We start from the raw sequence: 16,414 nt of genomic DNA, 5'->3' as shown, positions 1-16,414 counted from the left end.
CTCAACTCCTTAGGTAGAACATCGCGAAGAGAACGATCCAGAGCAAGTCAACGAAATGCCAATAGATTCCGCACGTCGTGACCGAGCGCATACGTGTCGATTGCTGCAGATCTACCGAGAACACGGAGAAAGCAATCTGACTGCGCATATAGGCGAGAACGCTCAAACCAACAGCGACGTGGACCAGATGTATGCCGGTCATCACGAAGTAAAACATGAAGTACTCGTTGGTTATCGGCGTGATTCCGGTGTAGATCTTCTCACCGTATTCAATCAGCTTGATCAACACGAAGGCTGTTCCGAATACCAGTCCCCACAGAACAAGTCGGTTCGCGATATCGTATCGTCGCCTACGCACAGCACTTACCGCCATCACGATGCACCACGAACTCGTCAGCAGCAGAAGGGTGTACACCAGGCCATAAATTGGATTGATCCAGGTCTGCTGTGACAGCTGGAAGAGATCGCGGTTCTGCGCCTTATACCACGCGAAGATGCAGAACATCTCCGTGAAGACCAATCCATCGAGTAGAGCGAAGACCCATATCCCCGTCTCACCAGGGATCGGGCGGACCTCTGCGCCGACTCCGCTCGACGTTGTCGTCGCCGAGACGGTTGCTCCATGTTCGCTCATGGTTCAGACAGAGCCTCGTTCGTAATCTGGCTCTGCACTTGAATGTTTCACCACAAGTTGGCCTGGCTGGTCGTCTTGCACTCGGGACCATCCCCTGACTTGAACTAGTGCCATCACCAGAACCCAGGAGAAGAATGAGGCACCGGGTACCCAGAACGATACGAGGCCGCTATAACTGAACGGACCCTCGTAGTAGAACACCAAGACGGCACCGGCGACCTCCAAAGTTCCCGCCCAGAGCGACATAAAGCCCGTCCACCGCGGAAACATCGTCTGGCGGTTCTCTGAACTGAGTATCGCGAAGCCAACGACGAAGAGCCATAGCACGAAAGGCGGCCAGGTCGACAGGAACAGGAAGAGGATCATGTCGTACAACAGTTGCGTAGTAACCGGATCGAGAACCTCGACCCGGTACGCCATCGCGGTTCCCAGTATGCCGCAGAGCATTCCGATGATGCCCCCGTTCACACCTACCGCAACCGAGACGCAGAAGCTCAGTGGTGATGGGTTCGCGTACTTTTTGATTTGATAGGCGAGTGTGATCGACCAAGTGATCAGGAACGTATAGCCACCGATGAACAGCGCTAGCATGCCGATCAGAATCGCGTACCGATGGTCGGCGACAAATGCCGCGAAATCAACCGGATCCATGGAAGGAGAGCGCGGCGGCACCAGTCGACCGCCGAGGAATGCTCCGGCCGCAAAGATGACCCACACAATGCCCGACCATGCCCCTAATCGTTCCAATTGCTTGTCGAAGCTGGGCTGGCGCATCGTCATCCGAAATCCTCCTCCGTGAAGCGTCCCGTCGGGGTAGCTCGCCTCTGTGAAGGACTACGAGACGTCGGCACGCGCGATCCGCGCGTAACCGCTCCCACCGTGGTGGTCGATGTCATGTACGCCTTCTCGGCCGCCGGTCAGCTCGATCTTGAGACTATGCGCGCCGGCTGCGCTTAGTCAAGTATATACTTGACTAAGTCGGTAGCTAACAGGAGCGCTATTCAATGAACTCGGCGAGCGTTTTTCGCTCTGCCTCGGTCCACGGTCGGGTACCGGAGCGGTCCTCGTCCATGACGACTTGAACCGTCCGCACCGTGGCGCATTTTCCGTGTGCGGTGGAGATGACATTGATCGTCGTGAGCGACGAGGTGCCGACGCCGTGGACCACTGACGTCACCTCGACGAGGTCGGTTTCCTCAACGGGGCGGTGGTAGTCAATGGCGTTGTGCACCACGACAACCGAGTTCCATGCGCCCGGCAAAGCGTCACGCAGGTACCGGGCCCGCGCTTCTTCTGCGTAGACAAGAAACACACTGTTGTTGACGTGACCGATGGGATCCAGATCGGTCCACCTCGGTGTCAGTCGTAGGACAGAGCCCCCGTTCGAATCAGCGGTCAATCTGGTCGCGGATCTCGTCGGGTATGGCGCCCGCGGTGATGTCATCGCCCTGGCCGAGGTCCGTGGGGAAGATGATCGACGTGCGGGCGAAATTACCGCCGTCAGCTGACTGAATGACCTGACCCGACATGTACGCTGACTCGTCGGACGCCAGAAACAGTGCGAGGTTGGCGTTGTCCCGGATAACCGGCGGACGGTTGAGCCGAAGCGGCATCGCCCGCTGGTCCGGGTCCCACGGCATCATCTCTTCGTAGGACTTCCCGAGCACTTCTGATTCTGGCGGCATGGCGAAGTTGACCGACATCCCGTGTGTGGGCGCCAGACCGTTGGCTCGGATGCCGAATCTACCGAGTTCCAGTGCCGCGGCACGCACCAGCCCATTGGCGCCTGCCTTCGACGCGGTGTACATCGGGAACCCCGGATACGCGTTGAACGCCGCGGCCGACGTGGTGGCCAGCAGCGTGCCCCCACCATTGGGGATCATCCATCTCGCCGCGTACTTCCACGCGAGGTAGATCCCGGTGAGGTTCACCGCGAGGATATCGTGCCAGTCGTCGAGTTCGGAGTCGGCGAACGACTTCATCCCGAATCCCGGTTCCGGCACACCGGCGTTCGCCCACATGACGTCTATCCGGCCGTAGGTGTCGATCGCGGTGTCGACCAGAGCCTTCATGTCGGCTTCGTTGCGAACGTCGGCGTCGATCCCAGTGGCGTTGCCCCCTGCGGCCTCGACCTCCTTGGCCACCGTCTGCGCACGGCCCGGGACCTTGTCGCTCGTGAAGATCGTCGCGCCCTCGGCCGAGAAGAGTAGCGCGCTCTCCCGCCCGAGTCCCGAACCCGATCCGGTGATCACCACGACCTTGTCGGCCATCCGCAGCGGCCGTCGGGCAGAAGTCATCTCGCTCATCTCGTGATCACACCTTCGCCGGGCTGGCGATGGACTTGATCCGCAGATACTCGCGGAACCCTGCGACGCCGTGCTCGACGCCGTCGCCGCTGATACCCCAGCCACCGAATGGGGCATCGGGCGAAAGGTAGAACGAGTTGTTGATGTTCACGGTGCCTGCGCGCAACTTGTTGGCCACAGCCCACGCGCGGTCTTCGTCGCGGGACTGGACGTATGCCGACAATCCGTACCGCGAGTTGTTCGCGACACGCACGGCCTCGTCATCGTCTCCCTCGTAGCGGATGACGGTCAGCACCGGCCCGAACACCTCGTTCTGGGCGATCTCGGCGTTCTCGTCGACATCGGCGACAACCGTTGGCAGGTACCAGAATCCCTTGCCGCCGCGGTCGCCGCGTTTGCCGCCGCACAGCACCCGTGCGCCGTCGGCGCGGGCACGGTCCACGAGTCCCTCGATGCGTTCCAGTTGCTCCAGACGGATGATCGGCCCGACCAAATTGCCCGGGTCGGTGGGATCACCCCACGGCAGGTTGCCGACTATCATCTCTAGCCGCTGCAGCACCTCGTCGTAGACATCGGCATGAACCACCATGCGGGTCGCCAAGGCGCAGCCCTGTCCGCTGCTGGACATACACATCGCCACGCCGACACCGCAACCCATGTCGAGGTCGGCGTCAGGCAGAATGATGTTGGCCGACTTGCCCCCCAGTTCCAGCACGCAGTGCCGGATACCGTTGGCCGCGCGTTCGGCGATGCGCTGTCCGACCCCGGGCGATCCGGTGAAGTGGTACAGGTCGATTCGCGGATCCGCGGTCATGGCGTCGCCCGCCACGGCCTTGTCCTCCGAGCTGATGACGTTAAGGACACCTGCAGGAATATCGGTGCTCTCAGCGGCGATTCGAGCCAGCATGATTTCCGACAGCGGTGTGTCCGGCGCGCTCTTGAGCACGACGGTGTTGCCCGTCACCAGCCCGTGGTGAACCTTCCAGATGGCCGTCATGAACGGGGCGTTCCACGGCGTGATCGCGCCAACGACACCGTAGGGCTCGTAACGGATTCGGCGGTTACTCAGGTTGCCCATGATCTCGTACGGCGGCAGGTCTTCTTCCCACTGGAACGACGTGATCAGGTCGTTGAAGAAGTCCATGCCTTCGATCATCACGTCGACGTGGGTGGGGATCACCGACGTGCACACGCCTGCTTCCGCGGTGACGAGCGCCTTGATGTCCTCGGTCTCCTTGCGCAAGCCCTGTTGGAGTTGCTCGAGACAGTGCCGGCGGAAGTCGTGATCGGTGCTCCAGGACGTCTCGTCGGCAGTCCTGCGGGCTGCGGTGATCGCGTCGCCAACATCCTCGGCGGAGGCGTCCGCGGCGGTCCCCACCACCGACTCGTCCGCCGGGTTGATGACGTCGTAGCGGCGAGACGAGCGCGCCTCGCGGAACTCGCCGTCGATGAAGAGTCGACCCTCGTACTCGGTCCGCGTCATTAATGACCTCCTCCAGTTACAGGCGTTATTCCGGCGAAAGACCCATTCCTTTACACTGTAACGTGACGTCTGACACAGCACAACAGATGGTCGTCAGGCTGGATCGAACTGCTCCGTGAAGAAAACATTACGGTGTAAGGTAAAGCCATGAATGAGGGCGCCGCGGCGCAACCATTGGGTCGGCTGCACACCGACGATCCCGACGATCCGCTGTACGTGGTGCGGTCGCCCGGGGGTGTGGTGCTGTGTAGCTCTTGCCGACGAATCTCGAACTGCCGCCTGGGTGTGCACACCGAAACCCTCCGAACGGACGGCGTCGTGATCAGCGAGGTCCAATGCCCTCGCGACCACGAGGGTGGCCGCAACGTCGCGCACGGAGGATGGACAGCCGGAGTGCTCGACGAGATCGTCGGCCACGTTCTCCTATGGCAAGGTCAGCTCGCGGTGACAGGCACGCTGCAGGTGAAGTTCGTAAAACCCGTGCCCGTTGAGCGCCCGCTCATCGCCCGCGCCCACGTCGTGCGCAGTGAAGGACGCCGGGTGTTCGTGGAGGCCGAGTTGAAGTTGGCCCATCCCGACGTCCTCGTGGCGTCCGCGGAAGCGATCATGGTGCGACGGCCGGCCGACCATTTCGATCGTCATGACGAATGGCTCCGCAGTCTGGATGCCCCAGGCGGAGACCAATGACGACGCTGCTGGCGGGCCGAGTGGCCTTCGTGACCGGAGCCGCGCGCGGCCAGGGTCGAAGTCACGCGGTACGTCTGGCGCGCGAAGGCGCTTCGGTCATCGCGGTCGACATCGCGGGGCCTGCCGCCGCCGCGAATACGTATCCCGCAGCGACCGAGGCCGATCTGCAGGAGACCGTGCGACTGGTCGAAGGCGAAGGGGCGCGCATCATCGCCCGGGTCGCCGACGTTCGCGACACAGAGACCATGGGCGATGCGCTCGGGGCGGGAGTGGCTGAGTTCGGCGGGCGACTCGACGTCGTGGTGGCCAATGCAGGTATCTGCAACTGGAGCCGGTTCTGGGAGATGCCCGACGACCAGTGGCAGACCTTGATTGACACCAACCTGACTGGAGTCTGGCGGACGATGAAAACCGCTGTGCCGCACATGCTGTCCGCGGCTAATGGCGGATCGATCATCAACGTCAGCTCCGTCGCCGGTATCAAGTCGCTACCTGGCCAGGCGCACTACAGCGCCGCCAAACATGGGGTCGTCGGCCTGACCAAGAGCGCAGCGCTTGAACTGGGGGAGTACGGGATTCGGGTCAATTCGATTCACCCGTGGGGTGTCGCCACCCCGATGGCCGAGGACACGATGACCGCCACCATGCTCACCGAGCATCCGGCCTACGCCATGTCGTTCGGCAGCGTGCTGCCCGCGGTTCCGCTTGCCGAGCCCGACGACATCTCCGACGCCGTGGTGTGGTTGGCGTCCGATCTGTCGCGGACCGTGACTGGAACGCAACTGACGTTGGACATGGGTGCCACGAAGGTCTGAGGTTGCACTCGGTAGGGGTCATGTGAGTCTTGCCGTTAGTGTTGAGTGATGGTGAGCACCGAACGATCGGGGCCCAAGGCTGCCGACGTCGTTGCTGCCGCACTACGGCGCCAGATCATCCTCGGCGAGCTCAGTGAGGGTGAGTCCTTTCCGCCGGAGGGCGAGTTGCTTGCCGATCTCGGGGTGTCGAAACCCACGCTGCGTCAGGCGATCAGAATCCTGGAGTCGGAGTCGCTGGTCTCGGTGCGCCGCGGCCCCCGGGGCGGCATCCATGTCAGCGTTCCCCGGGTGGAGACCGCCGCTGGCTATGCCGCGACGGTGCTCGAATATCGGCGGACGACGACGGCCGACCTCTTTGAAGCAGCGGCCGCGCTCGAAGGGCCGTGCGTCGCGATGCTCGCCCGGTCGCACACCGCCGATCAGCTGCACCGGTTGCGCGCGGCGGTAGTGGCTGAGGCGGACGCCGCCGACGATCCACAGCGACTCGTGTTGTTGGAGAGCGACTTTCACCGGCTGCTGATCGAGTGCGCTGGCAATACCACGTTGCGGGTGCTTTCCGAGATGGTGCGGGTTGTCATCGATGCCGCCACGCGTCGCTACATGTCCGTCACCCGACCGGCGGTACACGGGCCTGCGGTAGCGGCGGGCGCGCGTACACACCGACGCGTGGTCGATCTGATCGAGCGCGGCGACGCGGAGGCCGCGGAGACCCTGTGGCGGAAACACATCAGGGAGACCGCCGCACAGGTCCGTCGCAGCGGGGTCGCGGAGAAGGTGCTCGACGTCCTCGGCTGATCCCCCATTGCGCCATATCATCTATCGATATGGTCCGTAGTTCGTCTCTGGTGACGGTCCCGAAGGCCAGCGCGCTCATCGCCGCTGACCTGCGGCGTCGTGTCGTCACCGGTGAGTTGGCACCCGGGCGGATGCTGCCGAGCGAGACCATCCTGATGGCCGAGTTCGGGGTGTCGCGGCCGACCCTGCGTGAGGCGTTCAGGATCCTGGAGGCCGAGTCGATCATCACGGTCGTGCGCGGCCCGAGGGGTGGCGCGCGGGTGCTCGAGCCCGACGGATCGATGGCCGCACGGTACACAGGGACGCTGCTGCAGTACGAGGGGACACCGCTGAGCGACGTCTATCGCGCCAGGACGGAACTCGAAGTGTCGGCGGTCGGGATGATCGCGGCCCGACGGGCCAAGGCGCCGGTGCGCGCCCTCGAAGCACTGGTCCGCGAGGGCGACTCGATCATCGAGAACGAGGCCGCGTTCGCGGACTACAGCCTGCGCTTTCACGTCGGCGTCGTCGAGCGCGGGGGCAGCATGACGCTCGCAGTGCTTGGCCGCATGCTCTTCGACATACTCGACACTCACAACGCCCAGTTCATCGCGTCGCATCCACCAGGCTACGAGCGCACCGCAAACAAGAAAGCGCAAAGCGCCTACCGGAAGCTGGTCAAACTGCTGCAGAACGGAGAAGGTGCCGCGGCGCAACGACATTGGCGACGTCACCTCGAAGCGGTCGAGAAGTTCATGGTGGGCCAATCCGATACCGCGCTCGTCGAGGTGCTGAGCTAACGCCTGCGATCGCCGGCGGCAGGCACCGTCTCACCCCACGCCATCCACACGTCGGGAACTCGGGTGTCGTCGACCCGATGCATACGGCCTTCCTGCTGCGGGTTCGGCATCCTGCCAAGACCCTGCATCCGGCCCTGCGGGTCGGGTTCGCAGACCCAGTCGACGCCGTCGATCGTGTAATTGATGCCGTCGTGCCAGTAGCCGTCGTCGGCGCGGGTGATCACCGCGTCCATCGTGCGTGCCGAGGTGATGTTGCCGCTGCTGTCGGCAACGACGCCGACGTGGAAGTCCCTCTGCCCGAACAGGAAATGCCCGACCTCGCATTGCCCGTCGCTGAAGAGGTTCGCCCAGGAGTACCAGGTGAGGTATTCCGCGTCGTGCAGAGGGTCCTTCTTGACATAGAGCTGACCGCCGGGCGGCATCCAGGCCTCTTCCCAGAACAGGAAACCGCGGGCCTGCTTGCCGAGCAGTTCGCCGTCCACCAGCCAGGTGTGGCTGATGTAGAGCAGCGACGACTGCGGCCCCGGCAGGTACCACTGGAGCGGCGGCACCACCAGGCGGCCGTTGACATCGAGGACGCCGTCCTCGACGTAGGAGAATTCATCGTCGGACAGCACCATTTCCATCGACCGGCCGGGCGCATCGGCGCCCGATGCGAAGCGCACGGCGTTGCCATTGTGCGGATGCCGCTGGATGTCGGTGCTGTCAGCAGCGCCGCGCGGCTCCCTCCGCAGCTGAAGCTGCTCCTCCGCGGTCCCCGTCGAGACGATGATGAGCTTGGAGGGCAGCGACAGCCCGGTGCCCTGGGCGGCTGCCGGCGGTGCGATGCGACGCATCACCGAATACAGGTCGCCGTCCTCGTCACGCAGCGTGCCCCACATGTAGCCCGCTTCGCGCTCCAGTCCGAGCATCGGCTCGTCGGACAACAGCTCTGCGGCGTCGAATTTCCGTCCTGAAGCCAGCGCGCCGCAGTTGAAGCTGCCGGTGGGGGACAACTCGGCCGCGTTCGAGAAGGCCTGCCCCGCGTGCGTCACCATCGATGAGTCTCCTATCGCTCGGTCAGATCGCTCCGCTTTCGCGCAGCGAGTTCACTTCGTTGGGTGTCTTTTCGAGCAGCCGGGTGAGGATCTCCTCGGTGTGCTCGCCGAGCAGCGGTGGTGCGGTGTAGGTGGTCGCCGGGATGATGGGGTTGGCGATGAGGTTCACCGAACCCGCGGTGGGGTGATCTACGGCGACCCGCATACCTCGATGTCGTACCTGCGGATTGTCGAACACGGCGTCCATCGAGTTCACCGGGCTCACCGGCACATCGGCGGCTTCCAGCGCGGCGATCCAGTGTGCGGCCGGCTGCTGGGCGAAGATCGACTCGAGGGTCTCCAAAACGAGGTCGCGGTTCGCAATGCGCGCGGACACCGCGGCGAACCGTGGATCGTCGGCCAGTTCGGGCCGTCCGAGTGCGGCCGCCAGCGCTGACCACTGCCGGGTCGTGCTGGCGACGACGAAGATGTCGGCGTCCGCGCACCGGAAGGCCTGGGACGGTATGCCACCGAAGCCACCGTTGCCCCGGCGCGGCGCGGGCTGGCCTGACACGAGGTAGTTCTGCGCGTAATGCGAGAGCGCCGCAACCCCGCAGTCGAGCAATGAGAGATCGATGAATTGCCCACTGCCGGAAATCATGTCGCGTTCGCGCAGCGCGGCAAGGATGGCGGACGAGGCGTACAGGCCCGCCAAGATGTCCACCATCGAGACGCCGACCTTCATCGGCCCCGCGCCCGGCTGGCCGTCGGGGACGCCTGACACGCTCATCAAGCCGCTCATCGCCTGGAACACACCGTCATAGCCTGCGCGTGCGGCATATGGGCCGTCCTGGCCGAAGCCCGTCACCGAGCAGTACACCAGCCGAGGGTTCAGCGCGTGCAGCGCTTCATGGCCCAGCCCGTACTTGTCGAGGACGCCTACGCGATAGTTCTCCACGAGAACGTCGGACTCCGCGGCGAGTTCCCGGACGAGGTCGGCGCCCGCAGGCGACGAATGGTCGATCGTGATCGATCGCTTGTTGCGGTTGGCGCTCAGGTAGACGGACTCATTGCCGCCGGGCTCGTCGAGGAAGGGTGGGCCGTACTGGCGGGCGTCGTCGCCGACTCGCGGACGTTCGACTTTGATGACGTCGGCGCCCAGGTCGCCCAACAACTGGGTCGCGAAGGGAGCGGCAAGAATTCGGCTGAGGTCGAGGACACGCACGCCCTCCAGCGGTCGGTTCATGTGACCGGCTTCGGTTCGCGCGGCATACCGAGCACGCGCTCGCTGATGATGTTCTTCTGAATCTCGCTGGTGCCCGCGTAGATGGTCTCGGCACGCGCCCGGATGAACGCGCGGCGCATACCTTCCGACGCGGCATCGGGACCGTCGCCCCACGAGGTACCTAGGAGCGCATCCGGTCCGAGCACGTCCATGGCGAGCTCGGTGAACGACTGGTGCCACCGCGACCAGTAGTACTTGCCGATCGACGCCTCGGGCCCGAACTCGCCGTCGACCAGTGCGCGGGCCAATGAACGCATGTTGTTGTGGCTCATTATTTCCAGGCCGATGTACGAGTCGACCAGGCGATCCCGCAACATCTCGTCGTGGACCGCGCCGCGGCGGGTGGCGAGTTCGCGGAGCTGGCTCATCTCGCGGACGAACGAGAACTGGTAGTTCAGCACCGAGGTGGCCCGCTCATGTCCGAGGGTCGTCATCGCTGCGGTCCAGCCGGAGCCCTCGGCTCCGATCAAATTGTCGGCCGACGTGCGCGCGTCCTCGAAGTACACGCTGTTGAACCCGCTGTCGCCGAGCATCGTGCGAATAGGTCGCACCTGCACATCGGGCTGATCGAGCGGGATCAGCAGATACGACAGCCCTGCGTGACGCACCGACCCCGGCTCGGTGCGGACGATCGCAAAAATCCAGTCGGCGTGATGGGCGAACGTCGTCCAGACCTTCTCGCCGGACACCACCCATTCGTCGCCCTCCCGGCGGGCGCGGCACGCGACGTTCGCCAGATCGGAACCGGCGCCCGGTTCTGAATATCCCTGACACCACACGACTTCGGCGTGGACCATGGGTGGCAGCAGCCGCTGCTTCTGCTCGTCAGTGCCGTGCGACAGGACCGCGGGGGCCATCAGGGTCTCACCGTGAAACGCCGCGCGTGGGGGAGAACCTGCCCGCGCGCACTCCATCGCGAAGACGATCTCCTGGGTGAGCGTCGCCTCGCGGCCACCGTACTCACGGGGCCAGCTCATCCCCAGCCAGCCGCCTGCGGCCAGTTCGGCTTCCCAGGCCCGGCGAAGCTCCCAGTTGTCGTCGTCATCAGGACCGCCGCGGTGGGCCTGACCGGTGAAGTCGCTGATCAGGTGCTCGTCGAGCCAGGTCCGGACCTCGTCGCGAAACTCCGCGTCGGCCGTCGACAGCGGAATCTCCGAGGTCCCGTCCAGCCGTCGCGTCACGCCCTGTATCGTACAATGAGTTAACGATATAGATCGAGGGGTCTGAGTGAACGAACTCGACTGGTCAGTCCGTGAGGGGATCGGCACCATCCTGCTCAACCGGCCGGATAGCCGGAACGCCTTCACCTTCGAGATGATCCGCGAGTGGGAGCGGCTGCTTCGCGAGGCGAAGAATGACGACGACGTCCGCGTGCTCGTACTGACGGGCGCGGGGGACAAGGCGTTCTGCTCAGGTGTCGATCTGTCGTCGATCTCGAATGCGAACCCGAACCTGACACCCCTACAGCGCAAGGCCCAGCTGCACGACGACATCCACCGCGTCGCACTCGCACTCGAGGATCTGGACAAGCCGATCATCGCATCGATCAACGGGGTCGCCGTTGGCGCGGGCCTCGATATGGCGCTGATGTGCGATATGCGGATCATGTCGACGTCGGCGCGGGTGTCCGAGGGCTATGTGAAGGTCGGTCTGACGCCCGGTGACGGCGGGGCGTACTACCTGCCCCGGATCGTGGGGACGGCCAAGGCGCTGGAACTGCTGCTCACCGGCGACTACGTCGACGCCGAGGAGGCGCTGCGAATCGGGCTCGTCAACCGCATCGCGGCTCCGGAGGCGCTGGCGGAGGAGACCACCCGGCTGGCCCGAACGATCGCCGACCACGCGCCGATCACGGTGCGGATGATCAAGCGGGCGACCTACCAGTCGGCCAATACCGATCTGCGCACGGCGCTCGACTTGATCTCGTCTCATTTCGCGGTCGTCGCGGCGACCGAGGACGCCGTAGAGGCGCTGCAGGCGATGAAGGACAAACGAACCCCGCAATACAAGGGGCGTTAGGGGCAGGCATGACCCAACCAGATGTCGAGCCAGCGGTCTTCGACGCGTGGATCAACCTGCCGTATCTGCCGGGTGAAGTGACCCCCGACCCATCGGTGGTCGCGCGATTCAAGCGTGGCAACAGCGCCTACGAGGGCGGCGAGACGTTGGCCGACGTGGTGGCGGAGATGGACAGGCTCGGCATCGCCGGCGGCGTGCTGTCGAAGGCGCCGCGCGACATCACCCCGCCGTTCGTGCACGGCACCAAGACCGGCGAGGCCGTGCTGCGCGAGACGTGCGAGCGGCTGGCGGGGTTTGCGCGCGACCATCTTGGACGGTTCGTCACCTCGGTAGGCGTCGACCCGCGACTCGGCTACGAGGCGGCCAAGCATGTGCGAATCGCCGTGCGCGAATACGGAATCAAGTGCATCCGCATCATCCCGATGTTCACCGGCATCGCGATCGACGACAAGCTTGCTTACCCGCTGTACACCGCGGCATGCGACGAGGGTGCCGTCGTGTCGATCAATGTCGGCGTGCCGGGACCGATGAAGCCAGCAAAGCTGCAGCGCACGATCCTCGTCGACGAAGTCGCCCTGGCGTTCCCGGAGTTGGCGATCGTGATGAGCCACCTCGGCGACCCGTGGATCTCCGAGACCATCGCGATGCTACTCAAGCACCCCAACGTCTACGCGATGACGGCAGGCTGGGCGCCCAAGTACGTGGCGGAGGAAGTGTTGCGATTCGCCGAGCGGCGCAATCCGCGAAAGTTGATGTGGGCGTCGGACTATCCGATCCTGCCGATCGACCGGACGGTGACCGAGGGGCGCGCGCTGGCACTGACGGGCGAGAGCCGCACCGGATATTTGGGCGGTAACGCACTCGCGGTCTTCGGCCGCCCGAACTGAGCTGACGGGAAAGGATTTTCATGGGACTGCACGACGGCCGCGTCGCGGTGATCACCGGCGCAGCAGGTGGGATCGGCCGCGAACACGCGCTGGAGTTCGCCCGACAGGGCGCGAAGGTCGTCGTCAACGATATCGGTCCGGCCCAGGACGTCGTCGACGAGATCGTCGCTACAGGCGGCGAAGCGGTGGCCAACAGCGACGACATCTCGGACTGGGACGGTGCCGGACGATTGATCGCCACCGCGTTGGACACCTTCGGCGACTTGCACATCCTGGTCAACAACGCAGGCATCCTGCGCGACAAGATGTTCGTGAACATGGACATCGACATGTGGGACGCGGTGATCCGGGTACATCTGCGCGGCACTTTCGCACCAACCAAACACGCCGTGGCGTACTGGCGCGAACGGCACAAGGCCGATGATCTCGTGTCGCATCCACGGGTGATCAACACGTCGTCGCCGTCGGGCTTGTACGGCAACCCGGGTCAATCCAATTACGGCGCAGCCAAAGCCGCGATCGCCGCATTCACCGTCATCCTCTCCGACGAACTCGCGCGGATGAGTATCACCGTCAACGCGATCGCGCCGAGCGCCCTGACTCAGATGACCGAAGGGTTGGAGACCTACGTTGCGCGCATGAAGGAGATTCAGGAGCGAACCGGTTTCGACGCGGGTTCCCCGGCGAACATCTCACCGCTGGTGGTGTGGTTGGCCTCGGCGGAAGCTGCCGATGTCACCGGCCGCGTCTTCAATGTCAAGGGCGGCGCAATCTCAGTGGCCGAGACCTGGACTGCAGGCCCCGGCGTCGAGATCGAGGCACGCTGGCCCGCTGAGGAACTCGGCGCAGTCATCCCGGACCTCGTCGCGAAGGCGCGGCCCAACTCCGACGGGTCCGGTCGACCCCGTGCCTGACGGAATCACCGTCGAACCGGCCGGAGCCACTGCGGTCGTCTGGCTGGACCGGCCCGACCGCGGGAACGCGTTCATCACGGCGATGCAGATCGAACTGCACCGCCAGCTCGAGCTGCTCGATGCCGACGAATCGGTCCGGGCCATTGTCGTCACCGGCCGCGGCAGGCACTTCTCCACCGGCGCCGACATGGAACCGGGCGGTGCGAACTTCGCCTTCGACAATGAGCAACACCGTCGGTCGAGGGCCGAACTCGGCGCACGACCGCGACCCTGGCGGTTGCGAACCCCCGTCATCGGTGCAATGAACGGATCCGCCGTCGGGATCGGCCTCACGTTCCCCATGCAGTGGGACATCCGAATCGTCAACGAAGCGGCGCAATATGGCTTCGTGTTCACCCGGCGGGGCCTCATCCCGGAGCAGAATTCGCTGTGGTTGCTGCCGCGGCTGGTTGGCTTCGGGCGGGCAGTGGAATTGCTGCTGACCGGCCGGATTTTCTCCGGTGCGGAGGCCGAGGTGTACGGCCTCGCATCCGAGGCGTTGCCGGGTGACGACGTGCTGCCACGGGCACTGGCGATCGCCGACGAGATCGCGCAGAACACCGCCCCCGCCGCGGTGGGGATCACCAAGCAACTCGCCTACGAGCTATTGGGCGAGACCGATCGCGAAGCAGCCTTCCATCGCGAATGGGAAGTGTTCCGCTGGCTCGGCCGCCAGGACGATGCGACCGAGGGCGTCGCGTCGTTCCTGGAACACCGCTCTCCGACCTTCGGTCTTTCCAAGCACATTCCGGTCCCGGAGGCCGACCGTGGCTGGAGTCCCGTTGACTGACACTGTGCTGTACGACGTCGATGACCAGGGCGTGGTGGTGTTGACGCTTAGCCGCCCCGACCGGCGCAACATGTGGACCGCGGCGATGGAGGCCGAGTTCTACGACTGCCTGGACCGCGCATCGGCTGACTCCTCCGTCCGTGTCATCGTCGTCACCGGAGCAGGCACGTCCTTTGTGCCGGGCCTCGATCCTGAGGTGCTCGCCTCGGTGAGTTCGGGTGTTGCCTACACCAGCAATCGACGTCTGCAGACCCACGCCACCACGGTGCCGAAGCCGATCGTCGGTGCGATCAACGGCGGGTGCGCGGGCATCGGCCTGGCGCAGGCGTTGATGCTCGACTACCGGTTCGCGGTGCGTGGAGCGAAGTTCTCGACCGCATTCGCCAAGCGAGGCTTGCCTGCGGAGGATGCCACCGCCTGGGTGCTCACCAGGCTGTGCGGGCCGTCGCATGCATTTGAATTACTCGCCAGCGGCCGGGTGTTTCTGGCCGAAGAGGCCGCGCGCCTCGGTGTCGTGCAACAGCTTTCGGAGCCAGGAAGCGTGCTGGATGACGCCGTGGCGTTTGCGCGCGGGCTAGCCGCCAATGTATCGCCGGTCGCGATGGCGATGATCAAGTCCCAGGTGTGGAAGGACAGCGAAACCACCATCGAAGCGGCGCGAATCCGTGCCCAGTACCTCTTGAAACTCGCCAAGGAACAACCGGATTTCGCGGAGGGGACGGCCAGTCTCACCGAGAATCGGCCGCCGAACTTCCGTTCCTACCCGGGGCTGAACTTGTGATGGACCCGGTCGTCGGAGACGAACACGCAGACTTCCGCGAGGAGGTGCGGACCTGGCTCGCCGAACACCTGGTCGGGGAGTTTCACGACCACCGCGGTGTCGGCAGCCCCACCGACGACACTGCGTGGGACGTGCGCCTCGCATGGGAACGCGAACTCTCCGAGGGCAATTGGCTGGGACTCACCTGGCCGGCGGAATACGGCGGCAGAGGCGCAGGCCTCGCCGAGGAGATCGTCTTCGAGTACGAGTACGCGCGGGCGGCCGCGCCGGCCCGGGTGAACACCCAGGCGCTGGAGCTTGTCGGACCGACTCTGTTGGCACACGGTTCGGCGGAGCAGAAGCGCCGCTTCCTGCCAAGGATCCTCGCCGTCGAGGAGATGTGGGGCCAAGGTTTCTCCGAACCCGATGCAGGATCGGACCTCGCCGCGGTGCGGACGAAGGCGGTGCTCGCCGATGGTAAATGGCACATCGACGGCCAGAAAGTGTGGACGACCTTCGGGGATCGTGCCGACTGGCTCTATGTGTTGTGCCGCACCGACCCCGACGTGTCGCTGCGTCATCGCGGGCTCACCTTGCTGCTGGTGCCGGTGGACCAGCCGGGTGTCGAGGTCCGGCCGATCGAGAACATCGCGCGATCCGCGGAGTTCAGCGAATGCTTCTTCAACGACGCGCGGACGACGGAGGACATGGTCGTGGGCGGCGTGGGTAACGGCTGGCCCGTTGTCATGTCCACGCTGAGCCTCGAGCGGGGGAGTGCGTTGATGCCGATGCAGTTGTCGGTCGAGCGGGAGGTAGGCGAGCTCGTCGAGGCGGCCAGAGGTTTGGGTGCCCTCGACGACCGCAGGCTGCGGCAGCGTCTGGTCGACGCTCTGATCGGCGTGCACATTATGCGGTCCACGAACCTGCGGGTGGTGAGCGACCTGCTAGACACCCACACGTCCGGCGCGGTGACGACCGCGGCCGCCACCGCGAGCAAGCTGTTCGCGTCGACTCACCATCAACGGCTGGGCGAACTGGCCGTCGAGATCCTCGGTACGGAAGCGATTTTCGGATGTGACAACCGCGCAGACAACGCTCGCAAGTTGTTCCTTCTCGGCCGGGCCGAAACGATCTACGGCGGCACGTCGGAGATTCAGCGCAACATCATCGCCGAACGCGTCCTCGGCCTACCCCGCTAGGAGTGA

General features: G+C 64.6%; 18 protein-coding genes. 10 read left to right on the top strand and 8 right to left on the bottom strand.

What is annotated here, in order from left to right:
• Position 1: 1 nt before the first annotated feature.
• From N4S67_RS01955 to N4S67_RS01935, 5 genes are all read right to left on the bottom strand, one after another.
• Complete coding sequence (locus N4S67_RS01955) at positions 2 to 634, bottom strand: cytochrome c oxidase subunit 3 (RefSeq protein ID WP_260991255.1); 633 nt, start codon at positions 632 to 634, stop codon at positions 2 to 4.
• Between the two features lie 3 nt (positions 635 to 637).
• Complete coding sequence (locus tag N4S67_RS01950) at positions 638 to 1,414, bottom strand: hypothetical protein (RefSeq protein ID WP_260991254.1); 777 nt, start codon at positions 1,412 to 1,414, stop codon at positions 638 to 640.
• Positions 1,415 to 1,631: 217 nt separating this feature from the next.
• On the bottom strand, positions 1,632 to 2,033 hold the full coding sequence (locus N4S67_RS01945; protein WP_260991253.1) for an acyl-CoA thioesterase: 402 nt from the start codon (positions 2,031 to 2,033) through the stop codon (positions 1,632 to 1,634).
• On the bottom strand, positions 2,023 to 2,910 hold the full coding sequence (locus tag N4S67_RS01940; RefSeq protein ID WP_390893241.1) for an SDR family NAD(P)-dependent oxidoreductase: 888 nt from the start codon (positions 2,908 to 2,910) through the stop codon (positions 2,023 to 2,025). The genes N4S67_RS01945 and N4S67_RS01940 overlap by 11 nt, the downstream gene beginning before the upstream one ends.
• Before the next feature lie 37 nt (positions 2,911 to 2,947).
• Positions 2,948 to 4,423: an aldehyde dehydrogenase family protein gene (locus tag N4S67_RS01935; protein WP_260991251.1), complete on the bottom strand. Its 1,476-nt coding sequence runs from the start codon at positions 4,421 to 4,423 to the stop codon at positions 2,948 to 2,950.
• 147 nt (positions 4,424 to 4,570) lie between these two features.
• Here N4S67_RS01935 and N4S67_RS01930 point away from each other — a divergent pair, with 147 nt between their 5' ends.
• The 4 genes from N4S67_RS01930 to N4S67_RS01915 are packed head-to-tail and all read left to right on the top strand — an operon-like array spanning position 4,571 to position 7,499.
• Positions 4,571 to 5,110 (top strand): PaaI family thioesterase, encoded by a 540-nt coding sequence (locus N4S67_RS01930; protein ID WP_260991250.1) that lies wholly within the window; start codon positions 4,571 to 4,573, stop codon positions 5,108 to 5,110.
• Positions 5,107 to 5,925: a mycofactocin-coupled SDR family oxidoreductase gene (locus tag N4S67_RS01925; RefSeq protein ID WP_260991249.1), complete on the top strand. Its 819-nt coding sequence runs from the start codon at positions 5,107 to 5,109 to the stop codon at positions 5,923 to 5,925. Before N4S67_RS01930 ends, N4S67_RS01925 begins: the two co-directional genes overlap by 4 nt.
• A 48-nt stretch (positions 5,926 to 5,973) precedes the next feature.
• Positions 5,974 to 6,720 carry a FadR/GntR family transcriptional regulator gene (locus N4S67_RS01920; protein ID WP_260991248.1) on the top strand — a complete coding sequence of 249 codons (747 nt, stop codon included), beginning with the start codon at positions 5,974 to 5,976 and terminating at the stop codon, positions 6,718 to 6,720.
• 29 nt (positions 6,721 to 6,749) lie between these two features.
• The gene (locus N4S67_RS01915) at positions 6,750 to 7,499 is read left to right on the top strand and encodes a FadR/GntR family transcriptional regulator (protein WP_260991247.1); all 750 of its coding nucleotides are present in this window, start codon (positions 6,750 to 6,752) and stop codon (positions 7,497 to 7,499) included.
• On the opposite strand, the gene N4S67_RS01910 is transcribed toward N4S67_RS01915, so the two are convergent.
• Genes N4S67_RS01910 through N4S67_RS01900 form a run of 3 tightly spaced genes read right to left on the bottom strand, consistent with a single transcriptional unit; the run spans position 7,496 to position 10,981 of the window.
• A complete protein-coding gene (locus N4S67_RS01910; RefSeq protein ID WP_260991246.1) occupies positions 7,496 to 8,536 on the bottom strand; it encodes a hypothetical protein in 1,041 nt (346 codons plus the stop codon). The two genes, N4S67_RS01915 and N4S67_RS01910, sit on opposite strands and share 4 nt — an antisense overlap.
• Before the next feature lie 22 nt (positions 8,537 to 8,558).
• Positions 8,559 to 9,761, bottom strand: coding sequence for a CaiB/BaiF CoA transferase family protein (locus tag N4S67_RS01905; RefSeq protein WP_260991245.1), 1,203 nt, complete (start codon positions 9,759 to 9,761; stop codon positions 8,559 to 8,561).
• Positions 9,758 to 10,981 carry an acyl-CoA dehydrogenase family protein gene (locus N4S67_RS01900; RefSeq protein ID WP_260991244.1) on the bottom strand — a complete coding sequence of 408 codons (1,224 nt, stop codon included), beginning with the start codon at positions 10,979 to 10,981 and terminating at the stop codon, positions 9,758 to 9,760. Before N4S67_RS01900 ends, N4S67_RS01905 begins: the two co-directional genes overlap by 4 nt.
• A 46-nt stretch (positions 10,982 to 11,027) precedes the next feature.
• Here N4S67_RS01900 and N4S67_RS01895 point away from each other — a divergent pair, with 46 nt between their 5' ends.
• Genes N4S67_RS01895 through N4S67_RS01870 form a run of 6 tightly spaced genes read left to right on the top strand, consistent with a single transcriptional unit; the run spans position 11,028 to position 16,408 of the window.
• Positions 11,028 to 11,819, top strand: a complete 792-nt coding sequence (locus N4S67_RS01895; RefSeq protein WP_260991243.1) for an enoyl-CoA hydratase/isomerase family protein — start codon at positions 11,028 to 11,030, stop codon at positions 11,817 to 11,819.
• Positions 11,820 to 11,827: 8 nt separating this feature from the next.
• Positions 11,828 to 12,706 carry an amidohydrolase family protein gene (locus tag N4S67_RS01890; RefSeq protein WP_260991242.1) on the top strand — a complete coding sequence of 293 codons (879 nt, stop codon included), beginning with the start codon at positions 11,828 to 11,830 and terminating at the stop codon, positions 12,704 to 12,706.
• 20 nt (positions 12,707 to 12,726) lie between these two features.
• Positions 12,727 to 13,620: an SDR family oxidoreductase gene (locus N4S67_RS01885; protein ID WP_260991241.1), complete on the top strand. Its 894-nt coding sequence runs from the start codon at positions 12,727 to 12,729 to the stop codon at positions 13,618 to 13,620.
• Positions 13,613 to 14,449: an enoyl-CoA hydratase-related protein gene (locus N4S67_RS01880; protein WP_260991240.1), complete on the top strand. Its 837-nt coding sequence runs from the start codon at positions 13,613 to 13,615 to the stop codon at positions 14,447 to 14,449. Before N4S67_RS01885 ends, N4S67_RS01880 begins: the two co-directional genes overlap by 8 nt.
• Entirely contained in the window at positions 14,442 to 15,230 is a 789-nt protein-coding gene (locus N4S67_RS01875; protein ID WP_260991239.1) for an enoyl-CoA hydratase-related protein, read from the top strand. The genes N4S67_RS01880 and N4S67_RS01875 overlap by 8 nt, the downstream gene beginning before the upstream one ends.
• The gene (locus N4S67_RS01870) at positions 15,230 to 16,408 is read left to right on the top strand and encodes an acyl-CoA dehydrogenase family protein (protein WP_260991238.1); all 1,179 of its coding nucleotides are present in this window, start codon (positions 15,230 to 15,232) and stop codon (positions 16,406 to 16,408) included. The genes N4S67_RS01875 and N4S67_RS01870 overlap by 1 nt, the downstream gene beginning before the upstream one ends.
• The last annotated feature ends 6 nt before the right edge of the window (positions 16,409 to 16,414 follow it).

Origin of the sequence: Mycobacterium deserti (assembly GCF_025345615.1) — a bacterium.
Classification (GTDB): Bacteria; Actinomycetota; Actinomycetes; order Mycobacteriales; family Mycobacteriaceae; genus Mycobacterium; species Mycobacterium deserti.
Note: the sequence above shows the minus strand (reverse complement) of the source record. Positions and strands in the feature narration are given on the sequence as shown.

What these genes read in the sequence shown, in the direction of transcription:
- N4S67_RS01955 (WP_260991255.1), bottom strand. Translation starts at nt 634, where the DNA reads ATGAGCGAACATGGAGCAACCGTCTCGGCGACGACAACGTCGAGCGGA.
- N4S67_RS01950 (WP_260991254.1), bottom strand. Translation starts at nt 1,414, where the DNA reads ATGACGATGCGCCAGCCCAGCTTCGACAAGCAATTGGAACGATTAGGG.
- N4S67_RS01935 (WP_260991251.1), bottom strand. Translation starts at nt 4,423, where the DNA reads ATGACGCGGACCGAGTACGAGGGTCGACTCTTCATCGACGGCGAGTTC.
- N4S67_RS01930 (WP_260991250.1), top strand. Translation starts at nt 4,571, where the DNA reads ATGAATGAGGGCGCCGCGGCGCAACCATTGGGTCGGCTGCACACCGAC.
- N4S67_RS01925 (WP_260991249.1), top strand. Translation starts at nt 5,107, where the DNA reads ATGACGACGCTGCTGGCGGGCCGAGTGGCCTTCGTGACCGGAGCCGCG.
- N4S67_RS01920 (WP_260991248.1), top strand. Translation starts at nt 5,974, where the DNA reads ATGGTGAGCACCGAACGATCGGGGCCCAAGGCTGCCGACGTCGTTGCT.
- N4S67_RS01915 (WP_260991247.1), top strand. Translation starts at nt 6,750, where the DNA reads ATGGTCCGTAGTTCGTCTCTGGTGACGGTCCCGAAGGCCAGCGCGCTC.
- N4S67_RS01910 (WP_260991246.1), bottom strand. Translation starts at nt 8,536, where the DNA reads ATGGTGACGCACGCGGGGCAGGCCTTCTCGAACGCGGCCGAGTTGTCC.
- N4S67_RS01905 (WP_260991245.1), bottom strand. Translation starts at nt 9,761, where the DNA reads ATGAACCGACCGCTGGAGGGCGTGCGTGTCCTCGACCTCAGCCGAATT.
- N4S67_RS01890 (WP_260991242.1), top strand. Translation starts at nt 11,828, where the DNA reads ATGACCCAACCAGATGTCGAGCCAGCGGTCTTCGACGCGTGGATCAAC.
- N4S67_RS01885 (WP_260991241.1), top strand. Translation starts at nt 12,727, where the DNA reads ATGGGACTGCACGACGGCCGCGTCGCGGTGATCACCGGCGCAGCAGGT.
- N4S67_RS01870 (WP_260991238.1), top strand. Translation starts at nt 15,230, where the DNA reads ATGGACCCGGTCGTCGGAGACGAACACGCAGACTTCCGCGAGGAGGTG.